Below are 15,531 nucleotides of genomic sequence, written 5' to 3'. Positions count from 1 at the left end.
GCGATCGGCATACTCGGCTCAGCGGAGGCCGGCCCGGTGGTGTCCGGGGGAGCGGATTCCCCTCCCCGTGCCGTCAGGGCGCTTGAACCGGCGTGCCCGACCGTAGACCGCTTCCGGCCAGTTGTGCGGGCGCCTGGAACGCACGTGTCCGGGGCGGGCGGACCGCAGCGGGCGCCGCCGGGCCGCGCGGACCGTGGCCGAAGAACGCCGTGGAGGTCGCGGGCGCTGCCTACACTGCGAGAGGGTACGGCCGTCCGGGGGGAGGGGTGGGCGCATGAGCGAGCACCATCCGGCCGAGCCGGAGGAGGGCCGGCAGCCCGATGTCCTCGGCTCCTACCTGGAGGTCCTGCGGGCGCGCCTGGACGCAGAGGAGTTCGAGGTGCTCATCCGCGCGGTCCAGACGACTTGCGCCCTGCTGGGCGATGGCCACGAAGCCGTACTGGAGGTGCCCGGGGAGCGTGAGCTGGCCCCGGCCCTGCAACGGGAGTACCTCTCCCTCATGGCAGTCATGATCACAGGTCACCTCGATCACCGCCTGATCGAGCTCGCCGCCCCCGACGGCGGCAGGGGCTGGGCGGTCGTGGACAACACCCTTCCCGTGCAACCCGGTCGGCCCCCGTCGCCACCCTGGCCCCGCCAGGTCCACCGGCCCCGGTGACGCACCGGGCGGCGCCCCCGGCGTGGCGCCGGGGGGAGTCAGCCGCCGTCCGGGCCGACCGTGACCGACCGCCTGCGTGGCCGATGAGGGATGTCGTGCCGGCCGACGCCGTGACGACCGTGGTCTACCTGGGCCCGCAGGCGCCGGCGCGGCGGGAGCCGCTCGCGAGGCACCGGCGTCGGCAGGGACCGGGGGCAAGGAGCGCGCCCAGGAACGCTCCGACGGGGGCCGGGACGGGGCCGGCCGGGGCGACAGCCGGGACGGCGCCGGTCGGGGCGGCGGCGGCCGGTGCGATGCCGGCCGGTTCCGGCCGGGGGGTCACAGCGGGGCGCCGCCCTGGTTGGCGCGTTTCACGGCGGCCTCGCCCTTGGCGCTCCACCCGCCCCCGGGGGCCACGTAGTCCTTGTCCAGCCACCGCTTGAACTGCCCCAGTGCGATCACCGCGTCGTCGGCGTACTCGATCTTGTTCGGGTTCCACCACCCGGTGGTGCGCAGTCGCCGCAACTCCCGGGAGGCGGCCCCCGGATCATTCGTCAGCTTGACCGCGGGCTTCCCCGGGGCCCGGCTCCCGCTGGGCTCGGCGTGCGGGGTCGGCATCTGCGGCGGCAGCACCGCGGCCGTCTTCCGTGCGGCCCCCGGGGGCCGCGCCGGCGCCGGGGGCGACTGCGACGCCGGGGGTGACGACGACGCGGGGGGCGCCGCGGAAGGCGTCGCCACCGACCGTGCCGAAACCGGCTCCGGCTGCGCGGGCTCCTTCTGGGCGCACCCGGTCAGAGCCGCCACGCCCACGGCGGTCACGGCGGCCGCCATCACGGCACTACGCACGGACCTGCGCATCGCACACTTCCTTCGGTCGTTCCGGTGGTGCCGGCGGTGGACACCTCGCCACCGGCCACCGCTGGCTTCCCCCGTGAGGCCGGGCTCACACCGACACGCGGGCGCCTGTCACCGTGCCGGGGGACGATCCGCTCGTCCGCCACCCTCCCGGGGGACCGTGGAGTGTCCGGCCGGGTGCGGGCGGCGGCGCCGGCCCGGGGCGCCGGGTCACGGAGCCATGGCCTGGCCGCCGATGCCGGGCGCCCCGGCCAGCTGCTCCTGCCACCACGCCGCCATCTGGCGGGCGTTCATGGCGGCCCAGTCCGGCGTCCGCTCGACCTGGGCCCGGCCGAGCCTGCGGGCCAGGGCGACGAGCTCCCGGCCGGCCGGTCCCCGGGCGCGCTGGTAGCGGCGTACCAGTTCGTCGAAGGAGCCGGAGCGGCGCCAGCCGTCGGCGAGGGCGGTCGCATCCTGGAGGGCCTTGGCGGCGCCGCTCGTGTTGTGCGGCCGTACGACGCTGGCCGCGTCCCCGGCCAGCAGCAGACGGCCCGCCGTGGTGCGCGCGGCTTCCAGGTCGTAGATGGGCTGGACGAAGGTGTCCGCCGGATCCGTGAGCGCCAGCGCCCGCCCCCAGTACGGCGGGAACTCCCGTTCCAGCAACGCACCCAGCTGCGCGGCCAGTTCCGGGGTCAGGGCGCCCGGCGGGAAGCTCGTGGGGTCGTCGAAGCGCAACCGCCCGTCCTGGGGCGGCGCCGCGTAGAGCACCCAGTTCACCCGGAGACCCTCCGGGCCCGGAATGTGATAGATGACGCAGGTGCCCCCGGGGAAGCAGACGGTGGTCACCGCCTCCGGCACCGGGTCCGCCGCGCCGCCGAGTTCGGCGAGCCGCGCCGCGTCGAAGTTCCCGCGCCAGCAGACGTACCCCGCGAAGTGCGGCCGGGACTCGGGGCAGACGGCGGCGCGCACGACGGACCGGTAGCCGTCCGCGCCGACCACCAGGTCGTACCGCTCCACCGCGCCGCTCGCGAGCCGGACCTCGGCGCCTTCGCCGCGGGCGCCCGCCGTGGTCGCGAACGCCGCACCGGCCCCGGCACCGGCCCCCGCACCGGGAGCCGGGGTCCCGGTCCTCGCGACGCCCGTCACCGCCTCCCCTTGCCGGTAGACCACGCCAGGGGGGACCGCCTCGCGCAGCCCCCGCCAGAGCAGGCCCCAGTGATAGGAGTGGAACGGGAACGGCTGCTCCCAGATCAGCCGCCCGCCTGCCCCGCCTGCCCCGCCGGGGTCCCGGACCACCCAGCGCCGCCGCTCCAGCCGGTGCGCCGCGATACCCGCGGGCAGCGCCCCGCTCGCGGCGAGTTCGACGGCCCGTTCGTCGTTGACGCACAGCCCCACGCCGCGGTCGGCGAGTCTCCCGCGCGTACGCTCCAGCACCACGACCTCGCCGGCGCCCGCCCGCGCGAGCGCCGTGGCGAAGGCACAGCCCGCGATGCTCCCGCCGACCACCGCGACCGTTCCGCCCTGCATGACCGCCTCCTGTCGGGGCGCGCCGCCGCTCGCCGCGCCCCCGCCGTCCTGGGGCGGATCACGCTACTGAACCCGGTGGGCCCGGGCGCCCGGTCCGTACGATTCCGTCCGGATCCCGGCCCACCGGCCTGCTGCCCGCGGCGGTCCGGTACGGGACCGATCGCCTCGCCGGTGCGCACCTCGAAGCCGTCGCCGTGCGCCTGCATGCCGCCGATGCCGTGCTGTGCGGCCGGTGAGACCCACCGGGAGTCGGGCCGGTCGCCGCCTCCGGGGGCGGCGGGATCGCCGAGGAGGGCGAGACATCACCGTCGTCGAACTGACCTTCTCCGAAGCGCTCGGGATGATCCGGGACGGGTCCATCGTGGACGCCAAGACCATCATGTTGCTGCAATGGGCTGCCCTGGAGGGCCCCTTCCGGACCCCGCACGGCGACCGGAGGCGCTGACGTCACCCGAACGTCCGGTTTCCGGCGCATATATGCGGGACCGGGACGCCTCCGTTCGGGTGGCGTTTCCCCTTCGCCGGTCGGCAGGCGTCGTGCGCGCACGCAGGTGCGTGCTGTGCTGGCCGCACGGCCGGACGGCCGTGCGCGGGGCCGCCCGCTGTCCAAGGCGGCCCCGCTCGCACAGCGAAGGAGTACTGATGTCTCGTCACCAGGACAGCCGCCGCACCGGAAAGACCGCCGTCAGGGCGCTGCTCCTCGCAGCGGTCACCTTGCCCGTCGTACTGTTCAACGCCTCCGGGGCCCATGCCGCCGAGCTCCATTCCAAACCGCGCGCGGACTGGGACGCCATCGCCCGGTGTGAGTCGGGGGGCAACTGGCACGCGAACACGGGCAACGGCCACTACGGCGGCCTGCAGTTCACCCAGTCGAGCTGGAGAGCTGCGGGAGGCCGCAGGTACGCCAGGCGCGCTGACCTCGCCACGAAGCAACAGCAGATCAGGACGGCCAGGAGGCTGGCCTCGATGCAGGGCATGGGCGCCTGGACGTGCGCGAGACGCCGCTAGTGCCGTGCCGGACACCGCCGCCCGGCAAATCTTCCCGGCCACAGCACTAGGCGGTGTCCTGCCTGCCGGTCAGGCCGGCCCGGGGCGATCGGCGAGGCACCCCCCGGCGACGAGCGCGGACCGGGGCCGCACCCGCCCGGAAGACGGGCGGGTGCGGCCCCGGTCCTCCGGCACCCGCGGATCGGGTGTCCGGCGAGGCCCGCGACGGCGGCAGGGTCAGACGGCGACCGCCTCTTCCATCTCCTCCTCCGCCTCGGCATCCGCGGCCCGATCGCGGTCCGCGCCCCGCTCCTGCGCCACGGGAGCCGGAGGGCGGGGGCAGGCGGTACCGGGGGCGGTGGCCGGCTGCGCACCGGTGGTCCGTACGACCGCGCGGCGGCGTTCGGCCCGGGCCGCGGCGGCGGTCACCACGAGGCCGGCCAGCAGCCACAGGACCAGGGTCCACACCTGGTGGCCCATCCCGTCCCGGCCGAAGTACAGCAGGCTGCGCATGCCCTCCAGGAAACCCGCGCCGTTCCAGAAGGCGTGCAGGGAGCCGAAGAAGCCGTTCTGCAGCTCGGGGCGGAACAGACCGCCGGAGCTGGTGAAGTTGAGCATCACGAACAGCACCATCATGGCCAGCGTGGTCCACCGCTTCAGGAAGGTGTGCAGTGCGACCCCGATGAAGAGGATGCCCGCGGAGTAGAGCCAGCTCAGCCCCCAGATCCCGGCCAGGTCGTGATGGGCGAGGTGGAAGACGGGGCCGGCGAGCAGTGCGCTGATGGCGCTGACGACACCGGAGACGGCCACCACGAGCAGGGACCGGGTGCGCATGCGCAGCGCGGCGCCGGCGCCGCCGAGGACGGCCACCGAGGCGTACGAGCCGATGCTCACCGCCACCAGCAGGAAGAACAGTCCCTGGCCGGTCGGGTCGTCCTCGACCGTGCCCACCACGTCGGTCACCTTCAGCGGTGCGCCCTGTCCGGCGGCGACCGGCGTGAAGATCTTCTCCGCCACCGTGGCGCCCGTGTCGGACGCGGCCGTGGCCACGATCAGCTCGGGCGCGGAGTCGCTCGGCACGTAGGCGGCCGTGACGCTGCGGTGCCTGACCGCTTCGACGGCCGCCGAGCGCTGGGCGAGGGTGCGGACGTCCAGTCGGCTGCCCGCTTCGTCCTTGACGGTCTGGGCGAAGGCCTTGGCCTGCGGACCCTCGGCGACGACGGCGACGGGCAGGTGGCGCGGCTGCGGGTGTACGAAGGCGCCCATGTAGGCGAGACCCATGCCCAGGCACATCAGCAGCGGGGTCAGCAGGTGGGCGAGGACGTGGCGCAGCGCCGGGTCGCGCAGGCCGGCGACTGCGCTGCCGCCCGCGACGTGGCCCACCGGACCGTGCGGCTCCGTGCCGTGGGCGCGGTGGCTCGCGGATGTACTACCGGACATGCGGGGGAACCTCCTGGTCGGCGGGTCGCCCGCGGCGGGCGGGCCCTGCTCGGCGACAATCGTTGGCAAATACAACTTCATATTCAGTTGTATCATACACTTAAATGGGAGGTGGGACATGACCGCGAAGAACCCCGCCGGAGGACAGCGGCCGCCCGGGGCCGACCGCGAGGCGGCCGTCGAAACGATCCAGCGCGAGATGACGACCTTCGCGCGCCGGGCCAGGGCGACCGCGGCCCGGATGCATCCCGAGCTGTCACTGGTGTCCTTCACCCTGCTCAGCCACCTGGAGGAGCGTCAGGGCTGCCGGGCCACCGACCTGGCCGCGCACTACGCCCTGGACAAGTCGACGGTCAGCCGGCAGGTCGCCGTGCTGGAGCGGGCGGGTCTGGTCGAGCGACACCCCGACCCCGAGGACCAGCGCGTCCACGTGCTCACCCTCACGCCCGCCGGTACCGAGACCCTGGCGGGCGCGACGCGCAACCGCCGCGCGATGTTCGAGGAGCGGCTCGCCGACTGGTCCGGCGAGGACCTGGAGCGCTTCGCGGCCTGTCTGCTGCGCTACAACGAGAGCGGGCCGCCGCCCGCCGACGGGGACGCCCGCGCGGAGCACTGACGGTCCGGGCCGGGGCCCGGACCGATACGGGTGCCAGTCCGGTCCCGGTGCCGATACCGGGTGCCGGGGTGCGGGGTGCGGGGTGCGGGGTGCCGGGGGTGCCGGGGTGCCGGCTCGGGTCGGGAGCGGCGCCGGTCGGAGGTCAGTGGTGCGCGGCCAGTGTCTTGCCGATCCACTCCTTGTGGGCGGGGACCGAGGTCCAGATGCCGGTCCCCCCGGAGCACTTCGGATCGACCGCGTAGTCCCCGTCGCCGGACGTGGTGCCGACGAGCTGCCAGCGCCCGCCGACGCGCTGGATCTGCGGGCTGCCCGAGTCGCCGCTGCACGCCATCGCGCCCGGGACCCGGCTCCGCGTGCACAGCTCGCCCTTGGCGTCGATGTCGAGGCACTGGCCGGCCGGAGCCCTGCGGGTATCGAGCTGGCGCAGGCGCTCGGGGAACTTCCATCCGGCCGGCGTGGAGGCGTCGACCGTGGTTCCGAAGCCGATGATGCGCGTCGGGGCGCCGACCTCGGGGTCGCGGTCGGCGATGCGGATCGGCTGGCGGCGACCGACGGGCCGGTCCAGGCGCAGCAGCGCGATGTCGTCGAAGCCGCGCTTGTCGCCCTTGACGACGTAGCCCGGGTGGACCACCTTCTCGACGATGGTGCGCACCGCTCCGCCGGAGTGCCGCCGGTCGCTGCCGATCCGTACCGTCCCGGTCGGACGGGAGGGGTCCTTCTCCTGCGCGCAGTGGGCGGCGGTGACGACCCACTGCGGGGCGACGAGGGCGCCGCCGCACACGCCGTCGGACGCGGTCTCGTCGAAGGTCATGGGGATCGACACCATGAAGGGGTACTTCCCGGTCGCCTCCCGCCCTCCCACGATCGCCTGCGCGCTTCCGCTCAGACCCGTGGCGCACAGGACGACCGCCGCGCCGACCGCCACCGCACCGGCGGCCCAGCGCCCTCGGGGACGGAGGCGGCGGGCCCTGTGGGACGGGGCGGACCGCTGGGTCGAATGAGGCATGAGGGTGTCCTTAGCGTAGGCCGGGGCCGGTCGAGTCGCTCGTCCACGACCGCGGACCGGGCCGTGTCCCGGTCTTGCCCGCGTGTGCCCGATCTTCGGTGCGCCGAACAACCGGACAGGGCGGTTCACCGCCACCCGACCCCGACACGAGCACCCGGGTGGCCCCGCGGCGGGGGTCGGTTGTGGGGGTGGGGCCGGGGTAGGCGGTGATACGGCGCATTCGGCGGCACGCCGGCGGTGCGCGTCCCCACCCGCCGTCCGGCGGCGCTCCGCGCGGCCGGCCGAGGCCGAAAGAGAAGCCCAGATGCCTGAACGTGAAGCCCGTGCGGCCGCCCACCAGGACGACGCCGTCCGTCCGGACGGGGCCGAGGCGGCTCCCGCCCCTGATTCCGGCCTCGACCTCGACCTCGACCTGAGCATGCTGGTCGGCATGCTCGACGACGACGAGACCCACCAGTCCCGCTTCGGGGTCTCGCTGAACATCCCCGGGGGAGTCCTGTACGGCCAGGTGATCAGCCGCAGGGCGTACGAGGAGGAGTGGGAGACCAGCCTGCGCGACCTGCCCGGACCGGGTTCGGAGGCGCTGGCCCGGGTGCCCCGGCTGCTCCGGGAGGCGGTCGACGGCGCCGTGGGATCCGGCCCGGCGGACCGGCTGCCCCGGTGGGTGCACCTGCGGGACGCCACGTTCCTGACCGGAGCGGCCAACCAGACGATGCACTTCGCCCTGTGGCGCGGCCGCCTCGCGGACGTCGCGGGCTGGTCGCTGTCCCTGCCCTCGTAGGGCGGGTGGCCGCGCCCCGGTCGTCCGTCCGGCCGGGGCACGCACCGAGCCGGTGGCACTGCCCCGCTGAGGGGACGGCGCCACCGGCTCGGTGCGTGCCCGGGCGGCGAGCTGCCAGGGGGACGCCTCAGCGCCGCGACTGCGGGTCGTCGCCGCCGGACCGGGGGCCCGGCTCCCCACCGCCGTCGGCGGGGACGCCCGTAACGGCGCCCGTACCAGCACTCGTACCGGCGCCCGCACCAGCATCGGCATCGGCATCGGTATCGACGCCGCCGTCCGTGACGGGCACGGGCCCGGGCGCCGTAGCGGCCGGCCCCGATGCCACGCGTGCCCGCAGGTATCCGACCACGGTGTTGCCCACCGCGACGAGCGGTACCGCCACGACCGCTCCGCCGATCCCCGCGACGATGCCGCCCGTGGCGACGGCCAGGACCACGGCCAGCGGATGCACCCGAACGGCCCTGCCGAGGATGAAGGGCTGCAGCACGTGCCCCTCGATCTGCTGGACCACCAGGACGATGACCAGCGCCATCAGCGCGGTGAAGACCCCCTGGGTGACGAGGGCGACGACGACCGCCAGCGCACCCGAGGCGACGGCGCCGACCAGCGGCACGAAGGAGGCCAGGAAGATCACGACCGCGATCGGGACGGCGAGCGGGACGTCGAGGAAGTAGATGCCCACGCCGATGAAGACGGCGTCGATCAGGGCGACGAGCACGGTGCCCCGGACGTACGCGGTGAGCGTCCGCCAGGCGCGCGGGCCGGCGCCCGCCATGCTCGGCCGGGCTGCGGCCGGGACCAGCTTGAGCGTCCATTCCCAGATGCGCTTGCCGTCGTAGAGGAGGAAGAGCGTGGAGAACATGGCCAGCAGCAGTCCGGTCATGATCTCGACCAGTACGGTCACGCCTTGCAGGCCGGTCGAGGTGATCTCGCTCGTACTCGTCCCGATGCTGCTGCTCAGCCGGTCGGCGATGTCGTTGATCTGCGCTTCCGTGACGTGCAGCGGGCTGTTGACGAGCCATTGCTTCAGCTCGCCGATGCCTTCCTGTACGCGTCCGGACAGGTTGTCGAGATTGTCCAGAACCTGCCAGACGACGAACCACCCGGCCAGGCCGAGCACGACGAACCCGCAGATCGCGGTCACCGCGGTGGCGAGCCCGCGCGGCAGCCCGCGCCGCTGCAACCGCGCGACGGTCGGCTGCAGGAGCGCGGTGATCAGGAGGGCGACGGCGAAGGCGAGGACGACGAGCCGCACGGCGCCGATGACGCGCATCAGCACCCAGACGGTCGCGGCCAGCACCAGCAGCCGCCACCCCACCTCGGCGGCCACGCGCACCCCCCACGGCACCGCGGCGGCCGCGTCCCGCGCAGCGATCCGATCCGAGCGCTGCTCCTCGATGTGGATGGCGTCGTCCCACGCCTCGATGTACGCCGCTTCCTGACGGGCGTGTAGCTGGGCCCGGCGCTCGCTCAGGCCGGCGACGCCCTCCTTGGCGCGGCCGAGCCATCCGCGCGGGTCAAGCGATCGGGGTGGGTTCACCGCGGGTTCCTTCTTCTCGTTGCAGCACTGCGTGTCCGACCGGCCGGGTACCGCGCGCCCGCAGGACTTCCCCCGCCGGAGCGCTGCACGGCGCCGGTACGCCGCTCGGCCCTTCGGCCCCTCGGCGCCACGCAGTGCGGATGCCCTCGATCGGCCACCGTACGCGCGGGTGGCGCACGCGTACGGCGAGCGGGCAGGAAGGCGCGTCAGCGGTACGGGAGGCGGCGGAGCAGGCGGGGTGGGGAGGGGGCCGCACCGGCAGGTGCGGGGCGGGCCGGGCCGACCGCGCGAAGCCGCCCTTCGATGCCGGGCCGAAGGCCGCGATGCCGGGCCGGCCCCGGTGGGGGAGGACCGGCGGAGAAGCCGGCCGGCTCGGCGCCTTCCCCGCCGCAACGGTCAGCGGGGGCCGGCCGCGGCGCAGGTCACGCAGGTGGTGGCCGCCGGGCGTACCGCCAGGCGCTCTGCCGGGATCGGCCGGCCGCACCGCTCGCACAGCCCGTAGCCGCCCTGCTCCAGCCGCTCCAGTGCCCGGTCGAGAGCGTCCAGATGGTCGTGTGCCCGCGCCAGCAGCGAGGCGACGTGGGCCCGTTCGAAGGCGGTGCTCGATCCGTCCGGATCGTGCTCGTCGTCGACGGCGACCAGTGCGTTCGCCGCGACGATCCCGTCGAAATCGCGCTGCAGCGCCTCGATCTGCCCGAGCGTGCCGGCGCGCTCGGCGGCCAGTCGCTCGCGGACCGCTGCGCGCGGGAGCTCGGCAGGTGAGGGAGAACGGGGCGCAGCGTTCATGTGTCCGCAAACGCCGTCTTCCGCAGACGCATTCCCGCGGCCGGGGTGCCCGGGGTCCGGCAGGGCGAGCCGTCCTCAGCGGCCTGCGGTGATCCACCGGGTGAGGACCGCGTGGGTGGTGTCGTCGAGCACGGACAGCGCGTCGATGGCCGCGAGGTCGCCCGGGCGCGGTGCGATGCCCGCCGTGGTCAGCGCCGCGTGCAGGTCCAGGCGCCTGCGGTCCCAGGGGGTGAGGGGCGAGGCGAGCCGCTGGGAGGCGTCCGGCGCCGGCCAGGAGGCCTGCGCACCCCGTGCGCCGGCGGCGGGCAGCCGCCAGTCGGCGTCGGCGGGTTCGTACGGCAGGCCGTCGCAGAACGGGGGATCCAGCTCCAGCGTCTCGGCGCCGGGGAAGCGGTACGGGTCGACCGTCAGTCGTGGAACGGTGATCGCCGACGGGGAATGGTGCCAGGACTCCACAAGAACCTCCCAGGTCCGCTGTGTCTTAGACGTCCCAGGAGAACCGGGGAACGCCGGTGACGGTTCCGGCGAGCCCGCGCCACCACCCGAACGCCCGCAAAGCCATCTCGTCACACCGCCCGCCCGACGGGCCGGAACGGGGCCGGGCCACCGGTCCGTTGGCGTACCCGCGCCCCGCCGCCCCGTCGGCGCCGTCGCCCACTGGGACCAACCCGGGATGCGCACGGCCGCGGTCCGGGAGAACTTGGACGCCTGACCCCCTACGAAAGGCGAACACCATGGCCCAGAACAAGGGCGCTGCGGACAAGATCAAGGGCAAGGGCAAGGAGGCCGTCGGCAAGCTCACCGGGAACGAGCGGATGAAGGCCGAAGGCCGAACCGACCAGGCCAAGGGCAAGGCGAAGGAAGCCGCCGGCAACGCCAAGGACACCGCGGCCGGCATGAAGGACTCGATCACCCGCGACGACCGAACCGGTCACGGGGAGCGCTGATCCGGCTCCCCGTGTGACCGCGGAGTGCCTCCGGCACACCGCGGACCACATACGTGATGCGCGTGGCGTGCGGCCCTGGGCCGCACGCCACACGCATGTGCGCGGTGCGCGGGGAACGGTCAGCGATGTGCCGTCAGCCGTCAGCCGTCAGCCGCGTCAGCTGTCGTGGTCCCCCGGGCCGCGGTGCGCCCACGGGTGCCGCAGCCGGATCCAGACGTCCCTGGCCTGGCGCCCGGCGGCCGTGCGGCTCCCCGCCACCAGCCGGTCCGCCTCGCTCTCCGTCTCGACCATGGGGCCCGAGCCCCGCAGCGGTTTGCCCGCGGTCTCGTGCAGGAAGAGCGTCGAGACGAAGCCGATGACACCGGCCACCATCAGGTAGTACGCCGGGACCATGTCATTGCCCGTCGCCTCCACCAGAGCCGAGGTGAACAGCGGGGTGGTGCCGCCGAACAGCGAGACGGAGATGTTGAAGGCGATCGACAGGGCGCCGTAGCGGATCCGGGTGGGGAACAGCGCGGGGAGCGTCGAAGCCGACGTCCCCGCGAAGACGACCAGCAGCAGGCCGAGGACGACGCAGCCGATGGCCGGCAGCACGATCCCGCCCTCCCGGATCAGCAGGAAGGCCGGCACCGCCAGCACCACCAGGGCGACGCTGCCCGCGAGGAACATCGGCCGGCGGCCCCAGCGGTCCGAAGACCGGCCGACGGCGGTGATGGTGAGCACCACGAGCAGCATGGTCCCGAGGACCAGCAGTTGCGCGGTGGTGTCGCTCTCGCCCAGCGTCACGGTCATGTACGTCGGCAGGTACGAGGTCACCATGTAGTTCGTGACGTTGTACAGCAGGACCAGCCCCATGCAGATGAGAACGGCCTGCCAGTGCTGCGTGAAGATCTCCCGCAGGCGCCCCTTGCCGGACTCGCGGGCCGCGTCGACCGGGTCGACGTCCTCCTCGCCCTCCGCGGCCGCGTAAGCGGCCTCCTTCTTGAAGGCGGGCGTCTCCTCCAGCTTCATGCGCATGTAGAGCCCGATCAGACCCAGCGGACCCGCGACGAAGAAGGGGATGCGCCAGCCCCAGTCCTCCAGGCCCTGGGAGCCGAGGGCGAGGGTCAGGACGGTGACCAGGCCGGAGCCCAGGGCGTAGCCGACGAAGGTGCCGAAGTCGAGCCAGCTGCCGAGGAAGCCGCGCCGGCGGTCCGGCGCGTACTCGGCGATGTAGGTGGTGGCGCCCGCGTACTCACCGCCCGTCGAGAAGCCCTGGACCAGACGGCAGAGCAAGAGCAGCAGCGGGGCGAGGAAACCGACGGAGTGGTACGTGGGCAGGAAGCCGACCGCGAAGGTGCTCACCGCCATCATGATCATGGTCGCGGCCAGCACCTTCTGCCGCCCGATGCGGTCGCCGAGCGGCCCGAAGACCAGGCCGCCCAAGGGGCGGACCAGGAACGCGGCGGCGAAGGTGGCGAAGGTGGAGACGACCTGCGCGCCGGGGGAGCTGGACGGGAAGAAGACCTTGCCCATCGTTCCGGCGAGATAGGCGTACACACCGAAGTCGAACCACTCCATGGTGTTGCCCAGCGCGGCGGCGGTCACCGCACGGCGCACCTGTGGCCGGTCGGCCACGGTCACGTCCTCGCTGCTGAGCGTCTTCTTCCGGCGCCGCAGCAAGGTGCGCAGCATCCGGTCGGTCGCCGGATGACCGCTGCGCTGCGGCCTGCTCCCCGGTCCGGGGGCCCGTGACGGTCCTGCCATGCTGTCGGCCTCTCTGGCTGGTTCCCGCTACGTCGCCGGTCTCCGATTGTGAGGGCTCCGGCACGGCGGAGCCTGTCGGCGGATCCAACAGGGTGAACACGGCTCCGCGCGCCTCGCGTACCCGGCCGTCCCCCGTCCATGCGGAACGTTTCCGCTGGTCGGACCGCTACCGGAGGCCGATCCCCCAACTCGCCCGGGTCGGGCCGCAGTCACCTCGTTCCGGGGGCGCCGGGGCGCCGGCCGGGGACCCGCCAGAGCGTGTGACCGTCCTGGACGATGACGGCGTCGCCCGAAGGACGGACCAGGAGACGGGCACCTTTTCGGCCGCCGGTCTTCGAGGACCAGAGGGTACGGCCGTCGGCCCGGTGGACGGTGAGTTCGCCGTCACCGGAGAAACGGGCGTCGGCGCCGGAGCCGGCGGTGCCGGCGCTCCACAGGGTGTGACCGTCACCGTCCTGGAGGACCAGGTCGCCGCCGGCGTCGAAACGCAGCCGCACCGACCCGGCGTCCAGGGTGTCGCCGGCCCGCAGCACGGTGCCGGGGTGGACCTCGATGGCGTTGTCGAGGTGCCCGGCGGCCAGGGCGCGCAGCGTGGGGATCGAGGGGGTGAAGGCGTACACGGCGCCCTCGGTGCGGACGAAGCGCTCGAAGACGAGGGTGGTGGCGCGACTGCCGCCGGGGGAGGGCGACTCGAAGGCGGCGGGCGAGCCCGACCCGATCACCGGGTCGGTACCGGGCCGGGGGTGCCGGCCGGGCGGGAAGTCGGCGTTGTTGCTCCAGCGGGCGGCGATGAACTCGAACTGCCCGACCAGATCCGCCTGGTGGCTGACGAAGAGCAGCCCCCGGTCGGCCGGACGGGCGCCGGGCCGGTAGGGCGGCCCGAAGGGGATGCCGCGCCGGATGATGCGGCGCGAGTCGATCTCGGCGGCGGGTACCGGCGGCCGCCCCGGCGCCGGCGTCAGCCCGGCCCGCGGATTGCTCTTGCGGATGTGCGCGAACAGCGGGGTGGTCCACCCCTGGAGGTCGTCGTGGAAGTCGAGGGGGCCGTCGACGTCCTCACCCGGCACGGGAATGCGCTCGGCCGCCGGACAGGTGGCGACCGGGGCGCCGCCCGGCCACCGGCCCACCATGCGGGCGGCGAGCCACTCGGGGCCCGCGCCGGCCGGCGCCGCCCCCGACTTCTTCAGCGCGGCGAGGCACTCGCCGGCCTGGTCCCACCACCCGGGGACGTCCTGCGCCAGGCGCCTCACCACATGGAAGGAACCGCCGGTGGCCCAGGCGGGCAGGGCGGCGGGACGCTGTCCGACCCGCTCGTGTCCGACGAGGAACTCGCCGGCGGGCACCAGCCGGGTCCCGGGCCTGCCCTGCACGGTCGTACCGGTCGCGGGGTCGGGTGCGTCGAAACCGCGCACACCGGGCTGGCTGATGGCGTCGAGGAAGCCGAAGTGCTCGTGCCCGCGCAGCTCACCTGGCAGGGTCGCGCCGTCCTGACGGAAGAGCACTTCCGCGCCCGCCCGCTCAAGGGCCTCCCGGTGGCGGGCGACGGCCTCCGTGAGGCGTCCGGCGTCATCGGCGGCGAGGGTCAGGACGGCATGGACCCCGTCTTCGGCCGTGCCGAACAGCCAGGAGGCGGGGGCGCTGGAGCCCGTGTCACCGAGCAGTCCGGCGCGGGCCGCCGGCCCGTCACGGAAGGCCTCGGCGGTGCTCCCGGCCGGGACGGCCGGGAACGGGTCCTTCTGGGCGAGGGTCCCCAGGCCGGCGTGGGTGAGGCTCAGACCGGTCCACAGCACGGACATCGTCGTCGGGTCGACGCCCTTGCGGAGGTTGCGGGCGGCGCTGAACTTGGCGTTGAAGCGCGTGACCTCCTCGGTGGTGGAGAGTTCGGGCAGGAGCCGCCCGAGCCAGCCGCGGGCCCCGCCGACGTCGTGGAAGTGCACGAGGAGCAGGCACGCGTGGTCCTTGCGGAAGCCCGCGAGGATGTCACCCTGCGTGGTGGTGTCGGTCCGCAGCGGGAGGTCGGTCTGCGCGACCGCGGGGGCGGGGGCCGCGGCGGTGGCCCCGGCCGCGGGGGTGCCGGCGGCGAACGCGGCCGCTGCACAGGCCCCCGCCCGTACGACGGTCCGGCGGGTGAACGGCATACGGGTCCTCCGGGGCGGGGGCGGGTGGGATTCCGGTGATCATCACCCTGGGTGATGCGCCGCTCCCGAGCGAGCCGACGCACCGGAGAAGTGACGAAGCATCACCCTGCGCGCCGGTGCGCCGGGCACCCGTGTGACGCCGATTTTGATGTCCCGTGCATCAGACTGCGCAACCGGGGCATACGGACAACACATTCGTGGTGGCTCGCTGGAAGGTTGGTTTCGTGTTGATGCCGGATCCGCAGTTCGTCAGGACGCTCCTCGCCAGGTACGCGACCGCCCGCATCGCACTGGCGCAGGACAGCGGGCCGCAGTGGGAGCAGGAACTGGACGACGTGACGTACACGCTGTGCGTGGCGACCGGTTCCCGGTCGATCGGTGACGCGCTCGCGGCCGCCGACGCCTACCTGGAGCAGTCGGCGGCGGCGAAGGCCCCGGCCCCGGGCCCGCACCCGGGTCTGGCCGCGCGGACGTCGACGGACGCCGACGACAGCACCCTGGCTGCCTGAGGTGACCCCGCCCGCGCCCGGGACCCCCGTCCCGGGC

At 74.3% G+C, this 15,531-nt stretch carries 15 protein-coding genes and 1 pseudogene; 7 read left to right on the top strand and 9 right to left on the bottom strand.

Features of this window, described 5'->3' with window-relative positions; translation table 11 throughout:
- Positions 1–274 precede the first annotated feature (274 nt).
- Positions 275–658: a hypothetical protein gene (locus AMK16_RS02075; RefSeq protein WP_073907728.1), complete on the top strand. Its 384-nt coding sequence runs from the start codon at positions 275–277 to the stop codon at positions 656–658.
- A gap of 318 nt (positions 659–976) precedes the next feature.
- Here AMK16_RS02075 and AMK16_RS35670 read toward each other — a convergent pair whose 3' ends face one another.
- Positions 977–1,270, bottom strand: coding sequence for a hypothetical protein (locus AMK16_RS35670; RefSeq protein WP_143196778.1), 294 nt, complete (start codon positions 1,268–1,270; stop codon positions 977–979).
- A gap of 432 nt (positions 1,271–1,702) precedes the next feature.
- Positions 1,703–2,998 carry an FAD-dependent monooxygenase gene (locus AMK16_RS02065; protein WP_073907718.1) on the bottom strand — a complete coding sequence of 432 codons (1,296 nt, stop codon included), beginning with the start codon at positions 2,996–2,998 and terminating at the stop codon, positions 1,703–1,705.
- 266 nt (positions 2,999–3,264) lie between these two features.
- Between AMK16_RS02065 and AMK16_RS38465 the strand changes: the two are divergent.
- Both AMK16_RS38465 and AMK16_RS38010 read left to right on the top strand, forming a co-directional pair.
- A pseudogene (locus tag AMK16_RS38465) lies at positions 3,265–3,443 on the top strand (NUDIX domain-containing protein); the annotation flags it as partial.
- 197 nt (positions 3,444–3,640) lie between these two features.
- A complete protein-coding gene (locus AMK16_RS38010) occupies positions 3,641–4,006 on the top strand; it encodes a transglycosylase family protein (protein ID WP_073907715.1) in 366 nt (121 codons plus the stop codon).
- Positions 4,007–4,222: 216 nt separating this feature from the next.
- On the opposite strand, the gene AMK16_RS02050 is transcribed toward AMK16_RS38010, so the two are convergent.
- Positions 4,223–5,332 carry a hypothetical protein gene (locus AMK16_RS02050; RefSeq protein ID WP_073910218.1) on the bottom strand — a complete coding sequence of 370 codons (1,110 nt, stop codon included), beginning with the start codon at positions 5,330–5,332 and terminating at the stop codon, positions 4,223–4,225.
- Positions 5,333–5,543: 211 nt separating this feature from the next.
- Between AMK16_RS02050 and AMK16_RS02045 the strand changes: the two genes are divergently transcribed.
- Entirely contained in the window at positions 5,544–6,041 is a 498-nt protein-coding gene (locus AMK16_RS02045) for a MarR family winged helix-turn-helix transcriptional regulator (RefSeq protein WP_073907712.1), read from the top strand.
- 142 nt (positions 6,042–6,183) lie between these two features.
- Here the strand turns inward: AMK16_RS02045 and AMK16_RS02040 are convergent, their stop codons facing one another.
- The gene (locus AMK16_RS02040) at positions 6,184–7,047 is read right to left on the bottom strand and encodes a S1 family peptidase (RefSeq protein WP_073907710.1); all 864 of its coding nucleotides are present in this window, start codon (positions 7,045–7,047) and stop codon (positions 6,184–6,186) included.
- Between the two features lie 304 nt (positions 7,048–7,351).
- On the opposite strand from AMK16_RS02040, the gene AMK16_RS02035 reads away from it, so the two are divergent.
- On the top strand, positions 7,352–7,828 hold the full coding sequence (locus AMK16_RS02035; protein ID WP_079191259.1) for a hypothetical protein: 477 nt from the start codon (positions 7,352–7,354) through the stop codon (positions 7,826–7,828).
- A gap of 127 nt (positions 7,829–7,955) precedes the next feature.
- Here AMK16_RS02035 and AMK16_RS02030 read toward each other — a convergent pair whose 3' ends face one another.
- From AMK16_RS02030 to AMK16_RS36515, 3 genes are all read right to left on the bottom strand, one after another.
- Positions 7,956–9,368: an AI-2E family transporter gene (locus AMK16_RS02030; protein ID WP_073907707.1), complete on the bottom strand. Its 1,413-nt coding sequence runs from the start codon at positions 9,366–9,368 to the stop codon at positions 7,956–7,958.
- Positions 9,369–9,764: 396 nt separating this feature from the next.
- On the bottom strand, positions 9,765–10,154 hold the full coding sequence (locus tag AMK16_RS02025) for a TraR/DksA family transcriptional regulator (RefSeq protein ID WP_073907704.1): 390 nt from the start codon (positions 10,152–10,154) through the stop codon (positions 9,765–9,767).
- A gap of 75 nt (positions 10,155–10,229) precedes the next feature.
- Positions 10,230–10,610, bottom strand: coding sequence for a hypothetical protein (locus AMK16_RS36515; protein ID WP_079191258.1), 381 nt, complete (start codon positions 10,608–10,610; stop codon positions 10,230–10,232).
- Positions 10,611–10,888: 278 nt separating this feature from the next.
- On the opposite strand from AMK16_RS36515, the gene AMK16_RS02015 reads away from it, so the two are divergent.
- Positions 10,889–11,101, top strand: coding sequence for a CsbD family protein (locus tag AMK16_RS02015; RefSeq protein WP_073907702.1), 213 nt, complete (start codon positions 10,889–10,891; stop codon positions 11,099–11,101).
- 156 nt (positions 11,102–11,257) lie between these two features.
- Here the strand turns inward: AMK16_RS02015 and proP are convergent, their stop codons facing one another.
- Both proP and AMK16_RS02005 read right to left on the bottom strand, forming a co-directional pair.
- Complete coding sequence (proP, locus tag AMK16_RS02010) at positions 11,258–12,775, bottom strand: glycine betaine/L-proline transporter ProP (protein WP_073907699.1); 1,518 nt, start codon at positions 12,773–12,775, stop codon at positions 11,258–11,260.
- A gap of 281 nt (positions 12,776–13,056) precedes the next feature.
- Positions 13,057–14,985: a peroxidase gene (locus tag AMK16_RS02005; protein ID WP_107417030.1), complete on the bottom strand. Its 1,929-nt coding sequence runs from the start codon at positions 14,983–14,985 to the stop codon at positions 13,057–13,059.
- 230 nt (positions 14,986–15,215) lie between these two features.
- Here AMK16_RS02005 and AMK16_RS02000 point away from each other — a divergent pair, with 230 nt between their 5' ends.
- On the top strand, positions 15,216–15,494 hold the full coding sequence (locus AMK16_RS02000) for a DUF5133 domain-containing protein (protein WP_242438632.1): 279 nt from the start codon (positions 15,216–15,218) through the stop codon (positions 15,492–15,494).
- Positions 15,495–15,531 lie beyond the last annotated feature (37 nt).

The organism is Streptomyces sp. CB00455, assembly GCF_001905445.1.
Classification (GTDB): Bacteria; Actinomycetota; Actinomycetes; order Streptomycetales; family Streptomycetaceae; genus Streptomyces.
This window is presented reverse-complemented; position numbering and strand designations above follow the sequence as displayed.